This window comes from Priestia sp. FSL R5-0597, from assembly GCF_038006305.1.
Classification (GTDB): domain Bacteria; phylum Bacillota; class Bacilli; order Bacillales; family Bacillaceae_H; genus Priestia; species Priestia zanthoxyli.
Map to the genome: position 1 here is coordinate 4338665 of NZ_JBBOUZ010000001.1, position 20187 is coordinate 4358851.

A 20187-nucleotide genomic window follows, 5' to 3' on the forward strand; every position below is an offset into this window, starting at 1 on the left:
ATAGTTTATTCGTTCTTAACAAAGTCTAAACCTAAAACTATTCTTTTTTATCACAATTTTTTATTATAATATAAACAACCTATATTTTCTATACCAAAGTCACTTGTTTTTAAAAGTTCTGTCATATTCATCTTTGGTATATTTTCTTAGGCTTACAGCATACAAACATAAGAAAGCAATCTCCTTTCTGTCACGCACAGAGGAGATTCATCGTTTATTTCTTTTTGATGGTATTGAGAATGATACCAGCTGTTTCTTCTACGGCTCTGTTGGATACATCAACCACTTCACAGCCAATCTTATCTACAATTCCTTGGAAGAATTCAAGTTCTTCTTTAATACGGCCAATATTAGCATAAATTGCTTTATCGTTTAGCCCAAGAGACTTTAAACGCTCTTTACGAATATCGTTTAATTTTTCAGGACTGATAGTAAGCCCTATACACTTCTCAGGTGATACGTGAAACAGCTCTTCTGGCGGATCTACCTCAGGTACAATCGGAACGTTGGCTACTTTCAAACGCTTGTGTGCTAAAAACTGAGAAAGAGGTGTTTTAGATGTTCTTGATACACCGATTAATACGATATCCGCTCTAAGAATGCCTCTTGGATCACGCCCATCATCATATTTCACTGCAAATTCAATCGCTTCTACTTTCTTAAAATAATCTTCGTCTAACTTTCTAGCCATTCCAGGCTCATAGCGCGGAGAAAGTTGATAAGAAGATTGAATTTTATCAATTAAAGGTCCAATAATATCAAATACCTCTACCCCGTTTTTGGACGCTTCTTGAATTAAAAATTCTCTCATTTCGGGCTTTACTAGCGTAAAGCCAATAATAGCGTTGTTCAACTTCGCTACTGAAACCACTTCTGAAAGTGTTGCGATGTCCTCTACGTAAGGTACTCTTTTAATTACAAAGTCCGTCATATTGAACTGACTTGATGCAGCCTTTACAACTAGTTCAGCTGTCTCACCTACAGAATCCGAAATGACATAAAGACATGGGTTGTTCATATTTTGTGCATCCCCTTTTTAATCCTTTTTCACTTATAATACTTCATCATTTGCTAGTGCTACTAGTAATTTTGTAATATTTGTTTTGGTAATGCGTCCCACCACTTCAAAATTGCCGTCTCCCTCTTTAATAACGGGCATAGCATCAATCTGTTTTTCAATTAAGATCTTAGCAATATCAATTAACAAATCTTCGCGATAACAATATGTAATGTTGGGCATTCTCGTCATGATAATATGAACAGGAATAGATGTGAGCTCTTGCTTTCCGATACTCGCGCGCAATAAATCTTTACGCGACAGTACTCCCACTAGCTGTGATTTCTCATCCACTACAAAAAGGGTCCCCACGTCTTCTAGAAACATTGTACAAATAGCATCATATACCGACACATTTTCGTTCACGACTACAGGGATAGACTGATATTCTTGCACCTGTATTTTTTTTATTTTATCTGTAAGAAGCTGTGCTCCTGTTTTACCTGTGTAAAAGTAACCTACGCGCGGTCGCGCTTCTAGATAACCAGCCATTGTTAAAATAGCCAAGTCCGGTCTTAGCGTGGCCCGCGTAAGGCTAAGCTGATCTGCAATATGCTCGCCTGTAATGGGGCCTTCGTCTTTGACAATTTGTAAAATTTGTTCTTGTCGTTTGTTCAGTTCGATTGTACTCACCACCTAATCATTAAATGTGACATACTATTTATAAAACATTATATACTTTTTAAGCAAAAGTAAAAGCTATAACTTATTAATTTTAGCATTTTATCTTTTTAGAATGCCGTTTATTTTACCATGGCTTCTCAAAAAAAGCAGACATTACGCTTACAATAAGCGAAACTACCCCTTCGCTCCACAGTAAAAAGGGTGTCCTCTACACACTACGAGGCACCCTAGCGACAGCAATTCCTTGCATATCACTGATTATCTTTTCTATTTCTCATCAGAGAGCGATTGTTTTAAAGACTCCATCTGATTCAAAAACCGCTTTGTTTTTAAAAACAATCCTGAATATTCTTCATAATATTGATCAATTACAAACTTTAATTGTTTTTTTGTTTCGGGTTTAACAGAAATAGAACCTAACCGCTTTAAATCAATGTAATAAAATAGCCTTAATAGTTTAACCGTCATCGGACTAATTTTCAAATGATAAGGATCTTTTTCTAAGCATCGATGACAAATAAACCCGCCTTCTCGAATGGAAAAATGAAATGTTCCTTCACCTTGATGGCAGACTGCACATTCATTTAATGTAGGATGAAGACCTAGAACGTTTAACATTTTCATTTCATAAATAAATGTTAAGATCTCTGCATCATACTCTTCGTTCATATAATGAATGGTTTGGTGCAGCAGTTCAAATAGAAATGGATTTGGTTTATTGTTCTCAGTAGCTTTATCTGTTAATTCAAGAATATAAGAAGCATACGCTGTTGTGAAGATATCTTCGCGTATGCTTCTCATAGATGAGATAACTTCTCCTTGATGGAGAGTACCCATTCCTGAACCTGCTTGTATAAAAAAGTATCCATACGTAAATAATTGTGTGACGGAAGCTAAGCGACTACTGGGCTTTTTTGCCCCTCTTGCCATAAGACCCACTTTTCCGAGTTCACGTGAATAAATGGTGACAATTTTATTTGATTCACCGTAATCATTCGTTCGAATGACAATTCCTTCGCACTTTTTAAACAATCATCATCACCGCCATCTTACAGAAGGCTAAGACAAGGGAGAATTGAGACTTTCGCTGTTGTCCTCATATGTTTCGGGTCTTTCTTTCACTTCATTTTCAAGTTCCTTAAAAATGAGATAAGTATCAATGCTACCTGTTTGTGAAAAAATGTTCCAAGTAAAATTCAACATAGAACTCCCACCTTTCTAACCATAAAGATCAGATACATATTTCAATTCCTTATGTTTAGAATAGCCTTCCGACGTAAAATCATGTAACACAATTTTTTACAAATTACCTTCTTTTATGAAGGGGTATAAATCGACGCCAACAAGAACTCAAATGATTAATATTCGTCTTCTCTAAATCCAAAGTCACGGAGATGCGACGCTCGGTTTCGCCAATCTTTTTGCACTTTTACCCATAGTTCTAAAAATACTTTTGAACCTAAAAGAGCTTCAATGTCTGCTCTTGCTTTTCTTCCTACCTCTTTTAACATCTTTCCTTGCTTTCCAATTACGATGCCTTTTTGTGAATCTCTTTCGACGATAATTGTAGCGCCGACGTAAACAGCGCCATTATCTCGTCTTTGCATAGAATCCATCACAACGGCAATAGAATGAGGTATTTCTTCCCTCGTTGCATGCAGTACTTTTTCACGAATTAATTCCGTAATAATAAAGCGCTCTGGGTGATCTGTTACCTGATCTGCCGGGTAATACTGCGGACCTTCCGGCAATCGCTGCTTGATTTGATCAAGCAAGCGCTCCACGTTATTTCCTTGTAAAGCTGAAATTGGCACAATTTCAGCAAAAGGATATAAGTCTTTATAATTCGTGATAATTGAAAACAATTCGTCTGGATGAATTTCATCAATTTTATTAATCACAAGGAAAACAGGCGTTTTTGTATCTTTTAAACGCTCGATAATAAATTCATCGCCTCGACCTAAGCCTTCTGTTGCGTTAATCATAAATAAAATTAAATCTACTTCTTTAAGCGTATTTTGCGCTACCTTCATCATAAAGTCGCCTAATTTATGCTTTGGTTTGTGAATTCCTGGTGTATCAATAAACACAATTTGCGCCTGATCTTCCGTGTACACACCCTGAATTTTATTTCTAGTTGTTTGCGGTTTGTCACTCATAATCGCAATCTTTTGACCAATTACTCGGTTCAAAAAAGTTGATTTCCCTACGTTTGGTCTTCCAATAATTGAAACAAAACCTGACTTAAATTCATTATTACTCATGTAAATCCTCCGATGAAAATGCTCCTGGAAGTAATTCTTCCACAGTTAGTTCTTGTATGTTATTTTTTAAATTGGTTAATATAACTTTCATTTCTTTTGGACAAAGCTCAGAGATTACTTGTCTGCATGCTCCACACGGAGAAACAGGACGATCAGTATCAGCTACTACAGCAAGTGCTGCATACTCTTTATCTCCTTCTGAATAGGCTTTAAATAAAGCCGTACGCTCAGCACAATTGCACATGCTATAAGCTGCATTTTCAATATTGCAGCCGCGATAAACCTTTCCATCTTTCGTCAATAAAGCTGCACCAACTTTAAATTTTGAATACGGTACATAAGCCATTTCACGAGCTTTTTTCGCCTCATCAATCAGTCCGGTCTTATCCATTTATCCGCTCTCCTTTTGCGCTTCTACATGTCTTTTAACTTGTCCTTTTTTATTATACCACGGGGGTGTAAAGAACCAAAAAGAATCCTTTTTAAAACAAATACTTTAAGAAAATAATTCCTCCTATAAGGACAGCAAAACACGCATAGACCAACACCGCGGCTGCGGCTGCATCTTTTGCGTGTTTTGCTAGTATGTGATATTCAGGAGAAACTAAATCAACAACTTTTTCAACCGCTGTATTCATTAACTCTAAGCTGAACATGCCTGCAATCAGAAGCAGCACAACCGTCCATTCACCAGCTGTAATTGACAGCACGGCTCCTAAGAGAAGGACGATGAAAGAAGCTGCTACGTGAATTTGCATATTTCTCTGTGTTTTACAAACATAGAGAAACCCCTCTATTGCATAACCAAAGCTACTGACAACTTTAGCTATCCCTTTTTTATCGCGAGAGTCCATATTGTTCTAAAATATCTTTTTGACGTGTAAACATCTCTTTTTCATCTTCTGATGTTTCATGGTCATACCCAAGCAAGTGCAAGAAACCGTGAACCGTTAAGAATCCTAGCTCCCTCATAAACGAGTGATTGTATTCTTCTGCTTGCTCATGAGCTTTTGGAATCGAAATGACAATATCCCCCAGGACTCTTGGCATCTCATCTCCGATAATTTGCATTTCATCTTCGCCCATTTCTTCTAGCGCAAACGATATTACATCCGTTGGCTGATTTTTATGGCGGTATTGATGATTGATTTCTTGAATTCGATCATTATCCACAAATGTAACGGATACTTCTGCATCCTCTTGAAGATTTTCATATATAGCAGCGGCTTCAAGCAGCTTCTCAAGCTCTTTTTGCTGCTCTTTACTCACTTCGTTTGTTTCATCAATAAAATCAATAACTAAACTCATACCTTCACCTTCTCTTTTTTTATCTCTGGATATTCAATTCGGGAATGAAAAATCCCATTTAAAGTTTCACATAGTGCTTGGCGAATTAACTCTAGCTCTTTGAGCGTTACGTTACACTCGCTAAGCTGCTCATCCTGCAAGCGATCTTTAATAATATTTCGCACCAAGTTCTCAATCTTTTCCGGAGTTGGATTGGACATTGACCTTACGGCTGCTTCTACACTATCAGCTATGCAAATAACCGCTGCTTCTTTTGACTGAGGCTTTGGTCCAGGATAGCGATATTCTTTTTCATCAATTTTTTCTTCTGTTTGTTCAAGTGCCTTATGATAGAAAAACTTAAGCAGGGTCGTTCCGTGATGCTGCTCTGCAATATCTACAATCTCTTTTGGAAACTTGTGATTTCGCAAAATGGTCGCTCCATCTGTAGCATGTGCGATTATAATATTTTTACTAGTCTTCGGACTTAGTTTATCATGCGGATTGGTAATATTCATTTGATTTTCAATAAAATACTGCGGTCGCTTCGTTTTACCAATATCGTGGTAATAAGCCCCCACTCTCGCTAATAAACCGTTAGCTCCTATCGTTTCGCACGCCGCTTCAGATAAGTTTGCCACCATTACACTGTGATGATACGTTCCCGGTGTTTCGGTTAAGATTTTACGTAATAGCGGATGATTAGGACTCGATAATTCAATCAGCTTCATCGTAGATAAAATGCCAAATCCACTTTCAAAAAACGGAAGCAAACCTATAGCTAAAACGGAAGCAATAACACCAGATGCAATTGACATCATGCTGTAATAGCCAAGCTCTACAGTACCAATTTGGCCATTTTTAATAAAAATAATAGCAAAGCTAATAATTACGTTTACCATAGCCACAAATAGACCTGCCTGCAAAATCCGTGAACGCCTGTGCTGCCTGCTTAAAAATAAAATAGCAGCAATATTGCTAATTAAAAAGTAGATCCCGATGTTCATATTAAACGAGGTTGTCAATTCACCATTAAAAATAATGCTTCCACAAATAGCAAATACAATGCTTGATAAAATAGCAATGCGTTCATCCATTAAAATTCGAATCAGCAAACCTCCCACTGCAACAGGAGCTAAGAAACCTATTTCCGATAAATCAATTTGCTGAAACACGCTTAAGATTTTCATGAGGCCAATCGTAATGGTTGCTACCAATACATACAACAACAAGGGCTGATATGTCTTGGTGTGAAATTCACGCAAATAGTAAATGAGGCCCGCTATCATCATCACAATCAGCAAAGCTAATCCCGCAAAAGGCTGAATAGATCCTTTATTATTCAACAATCCCGCGAGCTGGAGCTGACGATATATATCAGGATTAATAAGCTGATTTTCTTCTACAATAATCTGACCTTGTTTAATTCGAACAGGCTCCACTTTTTCCACAGCTGCTTGACGGTTTTCAGCTGTTTTTTGGGGATCATAAATCACATTTGGAATGATAGCGAATTTAGCAATTGCATTCATTGAATCCTTTAGAGAGTTGCTGACATTGGTGTAAACAAGCTGACCTTCTACCTGGTCTTTTTTCTCTTCTACATCGCTAATCTTCACTTGATCTTTCATCACATGATGAACGGCTGTAACTACAGCGTCTTTCGCAATCGATAAATCACTGTTAGAAGACTGAAGCAGCTGCTTGATGGTATCCTTTGGCAAGTTTTTTTGAATGTCTTCAGGAAGCTTGTCCTCTAACATTTTTTGTTTGGTTTTTAATACGGCATCGATACTGTCATCTTCATGATCTTCTTTTTCATATTCTGTATTAACTTCCATCATCGCATCAAAAATAGATGCAACAAGATCGACTTGGTTCTGTGCGTATTCTGTTTTTTGTGTATACACATCTTCAACGGCTTGTTCTGCCTCTGCCCGTTTTTTCTCTGTGCTCTCTTTATCTTCAATGGTAACGGGTGAGTAAATGGTTTGCGGGGAAATAGACAATAGTCTGAGATCTAATTCCTGCGGCTTTACATTGCTATACATAGACGCAAACATCATTATACCTAACAAGGCATATAACCCAATTTGAATTAACCGTAATCGCTCGATCTGTGCCATTGTTTGCTTGATTATCCGAAACGTTGACACAAACGTACCCCCTTTACAAAAAATAGACCCTATTAAGAAAGGGTCTTTTGGTCAGCTTGTTCGTACGCTTGAATGATGCGTCCCACAAGTGGATGGCGCACAACATCTGACTGTTCTAGATGAACAAACGAAATACCTTTAACATTGGTCAGGATTTTCGAGACAGCCGCTAGACCAGACTGAGCTCCTTTTGGTAAATCAATTTGTGAAATATCTCCTGTAATCACCATTTTAGACCCAAATCCTAGTCGTGTTAAAAACATCTTCATTTGCGCCATCGTGGTGTTTTGTGCTTCGTCTAAGATAACAAACGCATCATCTAGTGTACGACCTCGCATGTAAGCAAGGGGTGCTATTTCAATAACTCCGCGTTCGATTAGGCGTTGCGTATGTTCTGTTCCTAATACATCATGTAATGCATCGTACAGAGGCCGCAAGTACGGATCTACTTTTTCTTTCAAATCTCCTGGCAAGAAGCCAAGACTTTCACCTGCTTCAACAGCAGGACGTGTTAAAATAATACGCTGTACGTGACCATTTTTAAGAGCATTAACGGCCATGACAACGGCTAAATACGTTTTACCGGTACCAGCAGGCCCAATTCCAAATACCAAATCATTTTTCTTAATAGCAGAAATGTAGTGACTTTGTCCTAATGTCTTAACACGAATAGTCTTACCTTTTACGTTTTTACCAATCTCTTCTTCATATACATCTTCAAAAAACTCGAGAGAATTTTTCTTAGCTAATTGAATCGCATACACAACATCTCGTTCAGATATGGAAATATTTTTGCGGATAATGTTCAGTAACTTTTTAAGCATTTCTTCCACTAGCTGAACATTTTCTGTACTTCCGGAGACTACAACAGTCTCACCTCTTGAAATGATCGAGACCTGCATTTCTTCTTCAATTCGCTTTAAATTCGCATCTTGTACGCCAAATAATGAAATGGCTTCGTTTGAATCATCAAGTTGTACGTTAATTGTTACTAGCTGTTCTGACATTCATCAATCTCCTTGAATAATTGGTTGAGTGTTCGCAATATTTTCTATAACTTGGTAATGTATTGATAATCTAACTTTACCATTGTCCTGTTCTTGGTGCAAAACTTTTTCACCTTTTATTTTAGCATCCTCACCTAAAGTTGATAGTAATTTTTTTCGACCGATTTCCAAAGCTTTTTCCACCGCCTCTTGTTTAGAATAGACGCGCTGCGAATTCTGTTCTTCTCGTACAGCAACTTTCTCATACGACAGAGGTAATTTCCATTTAAAAAAATAGAGTGGATGCTCCACTTTTTCTGTCACCTTTGAGCCGTATTTCTCTTTGTTAAAAGCCCAAAGAGGCATTTTAAAAGCTTGAAAATCTAAATAGTGCTTCGTATATCCATTACCCGTTAATACTTGAAAATCAGTTTTTAAAGGCACTTCCACCTCAGACTTATACCATGTTTCACCGTAGACTTTTCCTTTAGCAGCTACTACTTTTTTATTTTTTTCGTTTCCAATAATACCGGAAACTAAGACCTCGCCTTCGTTGACAAAATCATTAACCTTGACTAAAGGTTGTCCTTTTTCGACAAACAAATTCGTAATAATAGCTTTCTTTTTAGCAATTAAATGTTGGTAAGGTGTTTTTTGCTGAGGCTTGGGCTCATTTTTTTCAACCACTTGGAAGTGATAAGAAGTGCCGCGCACTTCTACTCCCACCCAGGTAATATTGTTCATATTATCCGTTAAATAGCGCTGAATTTTTTCAGGACTCTCTAACAGAAATTGAAACTCTCCTCTTTTTACACCTATTTTGGCCAGCTGCTTCGTCATTTGATGTTCTGTTTGTGGTTCTGCACCGCTAATTTCCACTTTCCACACCATGTTGGAAAGCAAACCAAGAATAATAAAAAAAGAAAGAAAACCTAAAGCAAATCCACTATTTTTAATCACTCGTTTTGTTAAAAAAGGAAAACCTCGGCCTCTTATAAAATAAATTTTACAGTCTGCGTTGCGAATTAGTATACGAATTTTCTTTACATCTTTCAATAATATCGTTGCTGTCGCTAGCTGACCGTCAACTTTATGGACATTCGAGATCATAATCTGTTGTCTCACACAATTATTTAAGAAACGTTCAATTCCTTTTCCAACAATTCGAATACGTACGGTACCAATAACAAAGTTTGTCCATCCATTCTTCATTTTTTTCCTCCTTGTGTTATTGTTCTAAATAAAGAACTTGATTGATTTTACCTTCTAAAACCAGTTCTTCTGGCAGTATTACTTTAATGACCAGTCCTTCACCTCGAATTAACATTTGTCCCTGTTTTAGTAACACGCGTATTTCAGTATCAGAAAAGGCTAATAAACCTTTATGATTTTCAATATAAATGTGTATTTGTCCAACTAACGTAATACGGGGAAGATCCATTAATACATCAGCGGGTAGTTCCATTGTTTTTGTCATCCATCTTTTCATTTGGTGTCTCCACTTTTTGCTCATAAAAAGAACCCCCTTTCATCTCATGTTTATGAGAAAGGGGGTTAATGTATCACATCTATTTATCGTTTATATTTACGTTGTTTCGATTTTGGCGGCCCTAGAATTTCGGACCATATCACTCCTTGAACAGCTTCTTTACGAGAAATGGGCTTAAAAACGTTTTTCTCATCAGTTATTTTTGGTTTTTCAACTGCGATTTTCTTTTGAATAGAAGGTTCATGATACGAACGGTTTTTTAGCTCTTCCAGTTTTTCTTGCAAAGGATTTGTTTCCGCTGAAGGAACAGTTTCTGGCTCCATACGAGCTGTTTTTGGCTCTTCTTTGACAGGGCGATATCTAGGTCTTTCCCGCCTTGAAGGATTGTTTACAGGAGGCATAGGAGCTCTTTTAGAACGCTGCTGTTCTTCCTCTTTTGACTGAGCCATAAAACGCTGCACAACGTTAAAAATAATCCCTCCAATGATGACAAAAATGAAAGCATTATTAATAATTAGTTTAATAAGCGTTTCAACGATATTCATTAGGAGAAAACCTCCTTGTTAAACTGATTCATTATTTCTCATCGTCTTCTTTAGACATTTTTCCAATTGAATCACGCATATCCGTATCAGCAGTCAAGTTTTGAATATTCATATAATCCATGACGCCAATATTGCCAGAGCGCAGTGCTTCTGCCATCGCTAATGGTACTTCTGCTTCTGCTTCTACTACTTTTGCACGCATTTCTTCTACTTTTGCACGCATTTCTTGTTCTTGAGCAACGGCCATAGCACGACGTTCTTCGGCTTTTGCTTGGGCAATATTTTTATCTGCTTCTGCTTGGTCTGTTTGAAGAACTGCCCCAATATTTTTACCAATGTCGATATCAGCAATATCAATGGATAAGATTTCAAACGCTGTTCCGGAATCCAACCCTTTTCCTAAAACCGTTTGAGAGATCATATCAGGGTTTTCCAATACTTTTTTGTGATCTTTTTGTGAACCGATTGTAGAAACAATCCCCTCGCCAACACGGGCAATAATCGTTTCTTCTCCAGCTCCCCCTACTAGTCGATCAATGTTTGCACGAACGGTAATTCGGGCTTTTGCTTTGACTTCGATTCCATCCATAGCCACCCCTGCAATAAAAGGTGTTTCAATAACTTTTGGATTAACGCTCATTTGTACAGCTTCTAGCACATCACGGCCTGCTAAGTCGATAGCTGCTCCGCGCTCAAATGTTAACTCAATATTTGCTCGGTGCGCTGCAATCAACGCATTTACCACGCGGTCCACGTTACCGCCTGCTAAATAGTGGCTTTCTAATTGATTAATGGTAATACCTAAACCGGCTTTACTTGCTTTAATTAACGGGTTCACAACGCGAGATGGTATCACTCGACGAAGTCTCATTCCGACCAGTGTGAAAATACTAATACGAACGCCTGCTGCTAATGCTGAGATCCATAACATAATCGGTACAAAAGTGAAAAAAACAGCTAAAGCAATAATTGCTAGGCCAATAACTACAAAAAACAATACGCTACCTGCTTCCATTAATTAAGGTCCTCCTTTTTCAAAGGCTCTGTGAGCTTCCGCACCACAACCCTTGATCCCTCTACTTTTATAATATTTACTAACACATCTTTGTCTAAATATCCGCCTTCAGTGACTACATCCACATACTCTTCATCGATGAGCACGGTGCCTGAAGGACGCAGCGGTGTTGTTGTTTTACCTTGTTTTCCTATTAATTCATACCGATTTTGATTCGATACATAACCAGATTCGGTATTAAGTGAATCATTAAGCACCATTTTTTTGAAAGGTGTAAGCTTTCTTTTAAAAAATTTCATCATCACAAACGCACCTCCCAGTGCCACCACTATTGCAATTACAAGAGAAATTCCCATTTCGACATTATTATCTGTTGACATAAAAAAACTTAAAATGATAGCTCCAAGCCCTAGCAGCCCTAAAACGCCGCCTGGCACTACAATCTCTAATAGAAGCAGTATAATTCCTGCTATAAATAAAACGAGGGCTTCCATTCCTGCTAATCCTGCTACCATATGGCCATAGAAAAATAAAAGAAGTGAAGCTACTCCAATGGAGCCCGCAATACCGAATGAAGGCGTAAACAATTCAATTACAATTCCTAAAGCACCAATAGATAATAAAATGGGAACAACAAGCGGATGGGTAAGAAAACGAGCAATTTGTTCACTTACACTCATTTTTGCATACGTCAGTTTAGCATCTTCATAGCCAAGCACGCTCAGGAGATTATCTAAATTTTTTACAGTTCCTTCTGAATAACCAACTTGCTCGGCTTGCTTCGGAGTTAGCGTCAACAATTCGTTTCCTTTTAAGTTGAGCTCAGGTATGACCATCTTTGTGTTTGCCATCGCTTCTGCATATTTAGGGTTTCGGTTATTTTGTTCTGCTGCGCTCTTCATAGCCGATAACCAGTAGGACTGAGCTTTTTTTCCTGCTGCATTTCCCTGTTGGTCAATCACAGCTGCCGATCCCATTGTAGAACCGGGTGTCATATAAATTTGATCGGCGTTAAGTGCAATATACGCTCCGGCCGATAATGCTTTTTTGTCGACAAAAGCAGCGGTAGGAATAGGTGTTGAGGTTAAGCTTTTAGCTATTTCAGAAGCTGCATCTACAGCTCCTCCAGGAGTATCTATGTCCAATATAATCAAATCTGCACCGTCATTTTCCGCATCTTCAATGGATCTGTCTAAAAAAGAAAGCAGTCCATTTTCTACCGTTTTATTGACAGGAATAACGTGTACACGCTTCACGTCAGCGGTGCTAATAGTGGGGAATAACCCAGTGGCTAAAATAAGAAAGCACACGAAAGAAAATAAGGTTTTCACCGAATACACTTCCCTCCTTCCATAGATAGTATGAGTATGTATCTGTATATACGAATAACTTTAACAATAGTTTCAAATTTTTTAAAATTTATCTATTTTATTCTTTGCACTAGAGAAACAAAACATACGTTCGGATATTATCTATATAAAAAACACCTTACACAAGGTAAGGTGTTTTTTATGATAAGTGTTGAAGGACAAGCTTATTAACAAGAGAGCCATCCGCTTTGCCTTTTACTTTCGGCATAAGCGCTCCCATAACTTTCCCCATATCAGCTTTAGAGGAAGACTGCGTTTCTTCAATCGTCGTTTTAATAATTTCAGATAACTCTTCTTCAGTTAGCTGTTTAGGAGCGTAAACTTCTAAAACCGCTAATTCAGAATGAATTTTATCAACAAGATCTTGACGACCTGCTTTCTCAAATTCATGGAGGGAGTCTTTACGTTGTTTGAATTCGCGAGAAATAACCGTCAACTCGTCTGCTTCAGTTAGGTCAGTGCCTAACTTAATGGCTTCGTTTTGAAGAGATGCTTTGACCATACGAATGACCCCAAGCTTCTCTTTCTCTTTGTTTTTCATCGCTTGTTTCATATCACTATTTAAACGCTCGAGAAGACTCATAAATCCACCCTCTTATTAGAACTTGCGTTTTCTAGCAGCTTCAGATTTCTTCTTACGCTTTACGCTAGGCTTTTCATAGAATTCGCGCTTTCTTGCTTCTTGTAACGTACCAGTTTTTGAAACTGAACGTTTGAAGCGACGAAGAGCATCTTCAAGCGATTCGTTTTTACGAACAACTGTTCTTGACATTCTAATTCCCTCCCTCCGAACAAAACCACTAACATCATAATGAAATGACATGTTAGACATGTCTTTTGCAATTATAATATAATGATTCCTTAAGGTCAACCGCTTTACATAAAGTAATGCAGTTATTCCCCCTTTATTTTATGAACTTTCTTGATAAAACATTACTCGCTCAGCTGTTTTATACGTATGAAAAAAGCTGCGCAAACACGCAGCTTTCCAATAAGTGTTATGAGCTCATTTTCACCTGATCTTGAAGATGAACCTCATCTAGCACGCGAACAAACTCACCTTCATTATAAGGATATCCAGCTTTTGAAATTTTCACTTTTACAAGCTTTCCAACCATTTCTTCAGACGCTTTAAACACAACCTTTAAGTAGTTATCAGTATATCCTACATATAAACCACTTTCAGGATCTTCTTTATATTTTTCTTCCGGAATTACTTCCAGTACTTCTCCTTCAAACGTTGAAGCATATTCTTTTGCCAATTGGTTTGAAAGTTCGATTAAACGGTGCACACGTTGATTTTTTACTTCTTCATCAATCTGGTCGGTCATACGAGCTGCTGGCGTACCTGTACGTTTAGAATACGGGAATACGTGAAGCTCTGAAAAACCGTGCTCTTTAATAAAGTTATACGTCTCCATAAACTCTTCTTCTGTCTCACCTGGGAACCCGACAATCACATCTGATGTAATCGCTAATCCAGGAAGAGCTTCTTTCAGACGGTTTAAGCGCTCGCCAAAGAACTCCATTGTATACTTACGACGCATGCGCTTCAATACCGTATTTGAACCTGATTGAAGAGGGATATGCAAATGACGTACAACCATTTCTGACTGATCTAGTACCTCTATCACTTCGTCCGTAATTTGACTTGCTTCAATTGACGAAATACGAATGCGTTTTAATCCTTTTACTTGAGACTCTAAATCACGAAGAAGCTGGGCAAGATTGTAATCTTTCATGTCTTCTCCGTATCCGCCAGTGTGAATACCTGTTAACACGATTTCTTTATAGCCTGCATCCACTAGCTGCTGTGCTTGTGCTACTACTTCTTTAGGATCACGAGAACGCATTAAACCGCGTGCCCATGGAATAATACAGAATGTACAGAAGTTGTTACAGCCTTCTTGAATTTTTAACGAAGCACGCGTACGGTCTGTAAATGCCGGTACATCTAGCTCTTCATATACGCGTGTTTTCATAATGTTTCCTACACCGTTAATCGGCTGACGCTCTTTTTTAAATTGTTCAATATACTCAAGCATCTTAACACGATCTTGTGTACCTACTACGATATCAACACCAGGAATGGCCATAATTTCAGCTGGCGAAGTTTGAGCATAACATCCAGTTACACAAATAACCGCATCTGGATTTTTTCGCACAGCTCTGCGAATAACTTGACGGCTCTTTTTATCTCCTGTATTTGTTACCGTACATGTATTAATTACATATACATCGGCAGTTTGTTCATATTCAACACGCTCATAGCCTTGGCCTTTGAACAATTGCCAAATTGCTTCTGTTTCATAGTGATTTACTTTACACCCTAGCGTGTGAAAAGCAACTGTTGACATAATCGTCACCTCATTAACTCAGTTTGATAAGATATAGCAGACAGCGCATATAATGGAGCTGTTTCTGCTCGTAAAATCCGCGGACCAAATCCGCTTATTGTAAATTCATTTTCTTCTAATACTTCTACTTCCTGCTCGGTCAAACCACCCTCGGGGCCTACAACCACAAGCACGGAATTGCCGGGTTTTAAAGCTGAAAGAACAGCATGCAGATGAGATGTTTCTCCTTGCTTTGCTCTTTCTTCATAGGCTACAACTTTATGAGTATAGTCACCGCTAATTTCTACTAGTTTCTTAAAAGAAATTGGGGCTTCTACTGCTGGTACAATCGTACGATGAGATTGTTCTGCAGCCTCTTTAGCAATCTTGTTCCAGCGATCTACTTTTTTTTGACTCTTTTTATCATCCCATTTAACAACTGAACGAGCCGCAATAAAAGGGATAAACCTATACGCTCCAAGTTCTGTCCCTTTTTGGATAATAAGCTCGAGCTTATCCCCTTTAGGCAGACCGTTCACAATTGTAACATGGACTGGAAGCTCTTTTTCTTCGCTTATCCATTCTATAATAGATGCTTTCACTTCGTTAGCGGAAATATTTTCAATTTCACACAAAGCAGCTTGCCCCTGTTCATTACAGGCAATAAACTGTGATCCTTCATTCATTCTCATGACGCGTGAGATATGATGGGCATCATCTTGTATCACTGTGACACTTTGCTCTTGAAATTGATCATTTGACAGAAAATAACGTTGCATCTTGACACCTTCTCACTTGTTAAGCTTGTTTTTGCGCAATAATTGCTACCCAGTCTTCCATAAGCGTTACTTCTTGAATAACAAAGCCCGCTCCCGTTAACGCTTTTTTGACATCTTCTTTTTTCGCACTAATAATACCTGATGTAATGAACATGCCTCCTGGCTTTAATACCTTTGCAGCATCGTCTACAAAACGAACGATTACCTCAGCTAGAATATTCGCCACAACAATGTCAACCGGCCCTTCTATGCCTTGCAATAAGTTGTTTTGACCTACTGTTACGATATTTCCAACTTGATTCAGTTCAATATTTTCGCGGGCAGAACGTACGGCTACTTCATCAAGATCTAGAGCTTGTACATTACTTGCTCCTAACAGGGCTGCGCCAATACTTAGCACTCCTGAGCCTGTACCCACGTCAATAACGGTATCTCCTGCTTTCACTGTTCTTTCCAATGCTTGAAGAGACATAACCGTCGTTGGATGCGTACCTGTACCAAAAGCCATTCCGGGATCAAGCTCGATAATCAATTCATCTGTGCTTACTTTTTCATAGTTTTCCCAAGTTGGTACAATCGTAAAACGCTCTGAAATTTTCACAGGGTGGTAATATTTTTTCCAAGCAGTGGCCCACTCTTCCTCGTTCACTTCACTGATCGTAACTTTGTTAGCTCCTAAATCAAAGTCGTAAACAAGCAGTCCATTAATTTCTTTTTTGATACCATCCACAGTTTCTGCTAAAAAGCTGTTAACTGGAAGGTATGCTTTAATCACTACACCTTCCTCTGGGTAGTCTTCTACGTTTAAATCATAGATTTCACCAAAAGTTGTATCTCTGTCCTTCACTAAATCAGCAGGATCTTCAATGACTACCCCGCTAGCTCCTGATTCATGTAAAATATGAGAGATGGGTTCAATTGCTTCTTGCGCTGTATGAATACAAATTTCAGACCATTTCATTGCTACCAACTTCATCCTTTCTGCCTTCAGTAATATAGGATTTTAAATATGAACATGACAGATGACAGGTTGGCAAAGTACCTTTACCAACCTGTCTCTGTTTATTATGAAAGACAATTATTCTCCTTTAATTGCTCGTTTTACTTTTGCAAAAAAGGAATCATGCTGCTCATCAACGGCTTCTTGACCGCTCAGTTCAGCGAACTCACGCAATAATTGTTTTTGTTTTTCTGATATTTTTGTTGGCGTTACAACGCGAACGTGAATATGCTGATCTCCTTGACCATACCCTCGTACGTTTGCCACACCTTTTCCTTTTAAACGGAATTTCGTCCCCGTTTGTGTACCAGCAGGAATCTTCAGCTTCACCTTGCCGTGTAGAGTTGGTACTTCTACTTCATCACCTAGTGCTGCCTGAGCAAACGTTAAAGGCATTTCGCAGTAGATATCGTCTCCATCACGTTCAAAGAATTCATGAGTGCGCACGTGGAACACTACGTATAAATCTCCCGGAGGACCACCATTTACCCCTGGTTCTCCTTGAGCACTAACGCGCAGCTGTTGACCATCATCTACACCAGCTGGAATTTTAACATTAATTTTACGTCGTTTTGTTACTTTACCGTCACCGTGGCACGTTGCACATTTGTCTTTAATGATTTTTCCCGTACCATTACAATGATGACACGCACGTCGATTTACCACGCGACCAAACGGCGTGTTTTGTTCAACGTTTAACTGACCTGAACCATTACAGTGCGAACATGTATCAACTTTTGTTCCAGGTTTTGCACCTGAACCGTGACATGTTTCACACGTTTCTTCACGTGGAATTTCAATTGTTGTTTCTTTTCCGAAAACAGCTTCTTCAAAAGAAAGTGTCATCGTGTATTGTAAATCGGCACCTTGTCTCGGAGCATTAGGGTCACGTCTGCGACCACCACCACCAAAGATCGAGCTGAAAATATCTTCAAAGCCGAAGCCGCCAAAGTCTGAGCCGCCTCCACCAAAGCCGCCAAAGCCTTGATTTGGATCAGTATGACCAAATTGATCGTATTGTGCTTTTTTTTGGTCATCACTCAATACTTCATATGCTTCTTTTACTTCTTTAAATTTGTCAGCAGCATCTTCCGCTTTATTAATATCTGGATGATATTGTTTAGAAAGCTTGCGGTATGCTTTTTTTATTTCATCTTTTGTAGCGCTCTTACTGATACCGAGTACTTCATAGTAATCTCGCTTACTCATCAATACTCACTCCCGAATCGTTTCACATAAACGTAATTGTATCATTATTAATAATTCCATAGCAACATAAAAGTTACTTTCTATTGCTCACGTGCACGCAGAGAGCCAAGAGAAAAACTTCCCCTTTCGCTTTTCCACGTTAAAAAAGTCAAAGCCAAGAAATAAGCTTGACTTTGACTTTTTAAAAAGATGTGAATCGCACCATGGCGTCATTCACGTTAGTCGTCAAGATGCATTATTTTTTGTCGTCGTTTACTTCTTCAAACTCTGCATCTACAACATCATCATTTTGAGCGCCTTGTTCACCTGCTTGCTGAGCTTGTTGAGCTTGCTCATACAATTTTACAGTTAACGCTTGAACGATTTCTTGAAGTTCATCTTTTTTCGCTTTGATTTCTTCAAGGTCATTCTTTTCAATCGCAGCTTTTAAAGCATCTTTTGCTTCGTTAGCTTTTGTTACTTCAGCTTCTTCTACTTTTCCTTCAAGATCTTTTAATGTTTTTTCAGTTGTAAACACTAGTTGATCTGCTTCGTTGCGTAGTTCCACTTCTTCTTTACGTTGCTTATCAGCATCTGCGTTTTCTTCCGCCTCTTTTACCATGCGTTCGATTTCGTCATCTGATAAACCAGTTGAAGATTTAATTGTAATCGCCTGCTCTTTGTTTGTACCTAAATCTTTTGCACGAACGTTTACGATACCGTTCTTATCAATATCGAATGATACTTCGATTTGAGGTACTCCGCGTGGTGCAGGAGGAATGTCTGTTAATTGGAAACGTCCTAGCGTTTTATTGTCTGCAGACATTGGACGCTCACCTTGAAGAACGTGAATATCTACAGCCGTTTGGCTATCTGCAGCCGTTGAGAATACTTGTGATTTACTTGTTGGAATTGTCGTATTACGCTCAATTAGCTTTGTAAATACGCCACCCATTGTTTCGATACCTAGTGATAAAGGCGTTACGTCTAGTAATACAACGTCTTTTACATCACCAGTTAATACGCCACCTTGAATTGCTGCACCAAGTGCAACTACTTCATCAGGGTTTACACCTTTATGAGGATCTTGACCAGTTTCTTTTTTGATTGCATCTTGTACCGCTGGGATACGAGTTGAACCACCAACTAAGATTACTTTATCAAGTTCGCTTGCAGAAAGACCTGCATCTTTTAAAGCTTGACGCACAGGGGCCATTGTACGTTCAACAAGACCTGCTGATAACTCGTCAAATTTAGCACGTGATAAAGATACTTCTAAGTGAAGAGGACCAGCTTCTCCAGCAGTGATAAATGGTAAAGAAATTTGTGTAGATGTTACGCCTGATAAATCTTTTTTCGCTTTTTCAGCCGCATCTTTTAAACGTTGAAGCGCCATTTTATCTTTGCTTAAATCAACGCCGTTTTCTTTTTTGAATTCAGCTACTAAATAGTCGATGATTACTTGGTCAAAGTCGTCACCACCAAGGCGATTGTCACCTGCAGTTGCGCGAACTTCAAACACGCCGTCGCCAAGTTCTAGAATAGATACGTCAAACGTACCGCCACCAAGGTCATAAACTAAAACTGTTTGATCTTCATCTGTTTTTTCTAATCCGTATGCAAGCGCTGCTGCAGTAGGCTCGTTAATAATACGCTCTACTTCTAAACCAGCAATTTTACCAGCATCTTTTGTTGCTTGACGCTCAGCATCATTAAAGTAAGCAGGAACTGTGATAACAGCTTTTGTTACAGGCTCACCTAAATACTCTTCAGCATAACCTTTTAAATGTTGAAGAATGATAGCTGACATTTCTTGAGGCGTGTATTGCTTGCCTTCAGCTTCCACCTTATGGTCTGTACCCATATGACGTTTAACTGAAATAATTGTGTTAGGGTTTGTGATAGCTTGACGTTTCGCTACTTCCCCAACTTGACGCTCACCGTTTTTGAATGCCACAACTGATGGCGTTGTACGGTTTCCTTCTGGGTTTGGAATTACTTTTGGTTCGCCGCCTTCTAATACAGCGACACAAGAGTTAGTTGTACCTAAATCGATACCAATGATCTTACTCATTGACAATGACCTCCTTC

Annotated in this window: 22 protein-coding genes; all 22 read right to left on the reverse strand. The window is 38.6% G+C overall.

The window, feature by feature from the left end; all coding sequences use genetic code 11:
- Window positions 1-214 precede the first annotated feature (214 nt).
- Window positions 215-1018 carry a pyruvate, water dikinase regulatory protein gene (locus tag MKX72_RS22935; RefSeq protein WP_014458195.1) on the reverse strand — a complete coding sequence of 268 codons (804 nt, stop codon included), beginning with the start codon at window positions 1016-1018 and terminating at the stop codon, window positions 215-217.
- Between the two features lie 33 nt (window positions 1019-1051).
- Window positions 1052-1690: a helix-turn-helix transcriptional regulator gene (locus tag MKX72_RS22940; protein ID WP_025750542.1), complete on the reverse strand. Its 639-nt coding sequence runs from the start codon at window positions 1688-1690 to the stop codon at window positions 1052-1054.
- A 258-nt stretch (window positions 1691-1948) separates the two neighbouring features.
- Window positions 1949-2713: a DNA repair protein RecO gene (recO, locus tag MKX72_RS22945; RefSeq protein ID WP_013059224.1), complete on the reverse strand. Its 765-nt coding sequence runs from the start codon at window positions 2711-2713 to the stop codon at window positions 1949-1951.
- A gap of 27 nt (window positions 2714-2740) precedes the next feature.
- On the reverse strand, window positions 2741-2884 hold the full coding sequence (locus MKX72_RS22950; RefSeq protein ID WP_014458193.1) for a YqzL family protein: 144 nt from the start codon (window positions 2882-2884) through the stop codon (window positions 2741-2743).
- 155 nt (window positions 2885-3039) lie between these two features.
- Window positions 3040-3945, reverse strand: coding sequence for a GTPase Era (gene era / locus MKX72_RS22955; RefSeq protein ID WP_013059225.1), 906 nt, complete (start codon window positions 3943-3945; stop codon window positions 3040-3042).
- Window positions 3938-4336 (reverse strand): cytidine deaminase, encoded by a 399-nt coding sequence (locus tag MKX72_RS22960; RefSeq protein WP_033579682.1) that lies wholly within the window; start codon window positions 4334-4336, stop codon window positions 3938-3940. Before MKX72_RS22960 ends, era begins: the two co-directional genes overlap by 8 nt.
- A gap of 91 nt (window positions 4337-4427) precedes the next feature.
- Window positions 4428-4799 (reverse strand): diacylglycerol kinase family protein, encoded by a 372-nt coding sequence (locus tag MKX72_RS22965; RefSeq protein ID WP_016765589.1) that lies wholly within the window; start codon window positions 4797-4799, stop codon window positions 4428-4430.
- Window positions 4783-5253 (reverse strand): rRNA maturation RNase YbeY, encoded by a 471-nt coding sequence (ybeY, locus tag MKX72_RS22970; protein WP_028411646.1) that lies wholly within the window; start codon window positions 5251-5253, stop codon window positions 4783-4785. Before ybeY ends, MKX72_RS22965 begins: the two co-directional genes overlap by 17 nt.
- On the reverse strand, window positions 5250-7358 hold the full coding sequence (locus MKX72_RS22975) for an HD family phosphohydrolase (protein WP_186808524.1): 2109 nt from the start codon (window positions 7356-7358) through the stop codon (window positions 5250-5252). The genes ybeY and MKX72_RS22975 overlap by 4 nt, the downstream gene beginning before the upstream one ends.
- Window positions 7359-7420: 62 nt before the next feature.
- Window positions 7421-8395: a PhoH family protein gene (locus tag MKX72_RS22980; protein WP_033579680.1), complete on the reverse strand. Its 975-nt coding sequence runs from the start codon at window positions 8393-8395 to the stop codon at window positions 7421-7423.
- Window positions 8396-8398: 3 nt separating this feature from the next.
- Window positions 8399-9586 carry a sporulation protein YqfD gene (gene yqfD, locus MKX72_RS22985; protein ID WP_028411649.1) on the reverse strand — a complete coding sequence of 396 codons (1188 nt, stop codon included), beginning with the start codon at window positions 9584-9586 and terminating at the stop codon, window positions 8399-8401.
- A 16-nt stretch (window positions 9587-9602) separates the two neighbouring features.
- Window positions 9603-9887, reverse strand: a complete 285-nt coding sequence (yqfC, locus tag MKX72_RS22990; RefSeq protein ID WP_013059232.1) for a sporulation protein YqfC — start codon at window positions 9885-9887, stop codon at window positions 9603-9605.
- A gap of 59 nt (window positions 9888-9946) precedes the next feature.
- Entirely contained in the window at window positions 9947-10408 is a 462-nt protein-coding gene (locus tag MKX72_RS22995; protein WP_033579678.1) for a hypothetical protein, read from the reverse strand.
- Between the two features lie 31 nt (window positions 10409-10439).
- Window positions 10440-11423 (reverse strand): flotillin-like protein FloA, encoded by a 984-nt coding sequence (gene floA / locus MKX72_RS23000; protein ID WP_028411651.1) that lies wholly within the window; start codon window positions 11421-11423, stop codon window positions 10440-10442.
- Window positions 11423-12754, reverse strand: coding sequence for an NfeD family protein (locus MKX72_RS23005; protein WP_155007638.1), 1332 nt, complete (start codon window positions 12752-12754; stop codon window positions 11423-11425). Before MKX72_RS23005 ends, floA begins: the two co-directional genes overlap by 1 nt.
- Window positions 12755-12932: 178 nt before the next feature.
- The gene (locus MKX72_RS23010; protein WP_013059236.1) at window positions 12933-13376 is read right to left on the reverse strand and encodes a GatB/YqeY domain-containing protein; all 444 of its coding nucleotides are present in this window, start codon (window positions 13374-13376) and stop codon (window positions 12933-12935) included.
- Between the two features lie 15 nt (window positions 13377-13391).
- Window positions 13392-13565, reverse strand: a complete 174-nt coding sequence (gene rpsU, locus MKX72_RS23015; protein WP_013059237.1) for a 30S ribosomal protein S21 — start codon at window positions 13563-13565, stop codon at window positions 13392-13394.
- Window positions 13566-13791: 226 nt separating this feature from the next.
- The gene (mtaB, locus tag MKX72_RS23020; RefSeq protein ID WP_049166213.1) at window positions 13792-15150 is read right to left on the reverse strand and encodes a tRNA (N(6)-L-threonylcarbamoyladenosine(37)-C(2))-methylthiotransferase MtaB; all 1359 of its coding nucleotides are present in this window, start codon (window positions 15148-15150) and stop codon (window positions 13792-13794) included.
- A gap of 5 nt (window positions 15151-15155) precedes the next feature.
- Window positions 15156-15908: a 16S rRNA (uracil(1498)-N(3))-methyltransferase gene (locus tag MKX72_RS23025; RefSeq protein ID WP_155007637.1), complete on the reverse strand. Its 753-nt coding sequence runs from the start codon at window positions 15906-15908 to the stop codon at window positions 15156-15158.
- Window positions 15909-15927: 19 nt separating this feature from the next.
- Window positions 15928-16869: a 50S ribosomal protein L11 methyltransferase gene (gene prmA / locus MKX72_RS23030; RefSeq protein WP_028411654.1), complete on the reverse strand. Its 942-nt coding sequence runs from the start codon at window positions 16867-16869 to the stop codon at window positions 15928-15930.
- Between the two features lie 117 nt (window positions 16870-16986).
- Complete coding sequence (dnaJ, locus tag MKX72_RS23035; RefSeq protein WP_013059241.1) at window positions 16987-18117, reverse strand: molecular chaperone DnaJ; 1131 nt, start codon at window positions 18115-18117, stop codon at window positions 16987-16989.
- Window positions 18118-18352: 235 nt separating this feature from the next.
- Window positions 18353-20170 carry a molecular chaperone DnaK gene (gene dnaK, locus MKX72_RS23040; protein WP_014458181.1) on the reverse strand — a complete coding sequence of 606 codons (1818 nt, stop codon included), beginning with the start codon at window positions 20168-20170 and terminating at the stop codon, window positions 18353-18355.
- Window positions 20171-20187: the final 17 nt, after the last annotated feature.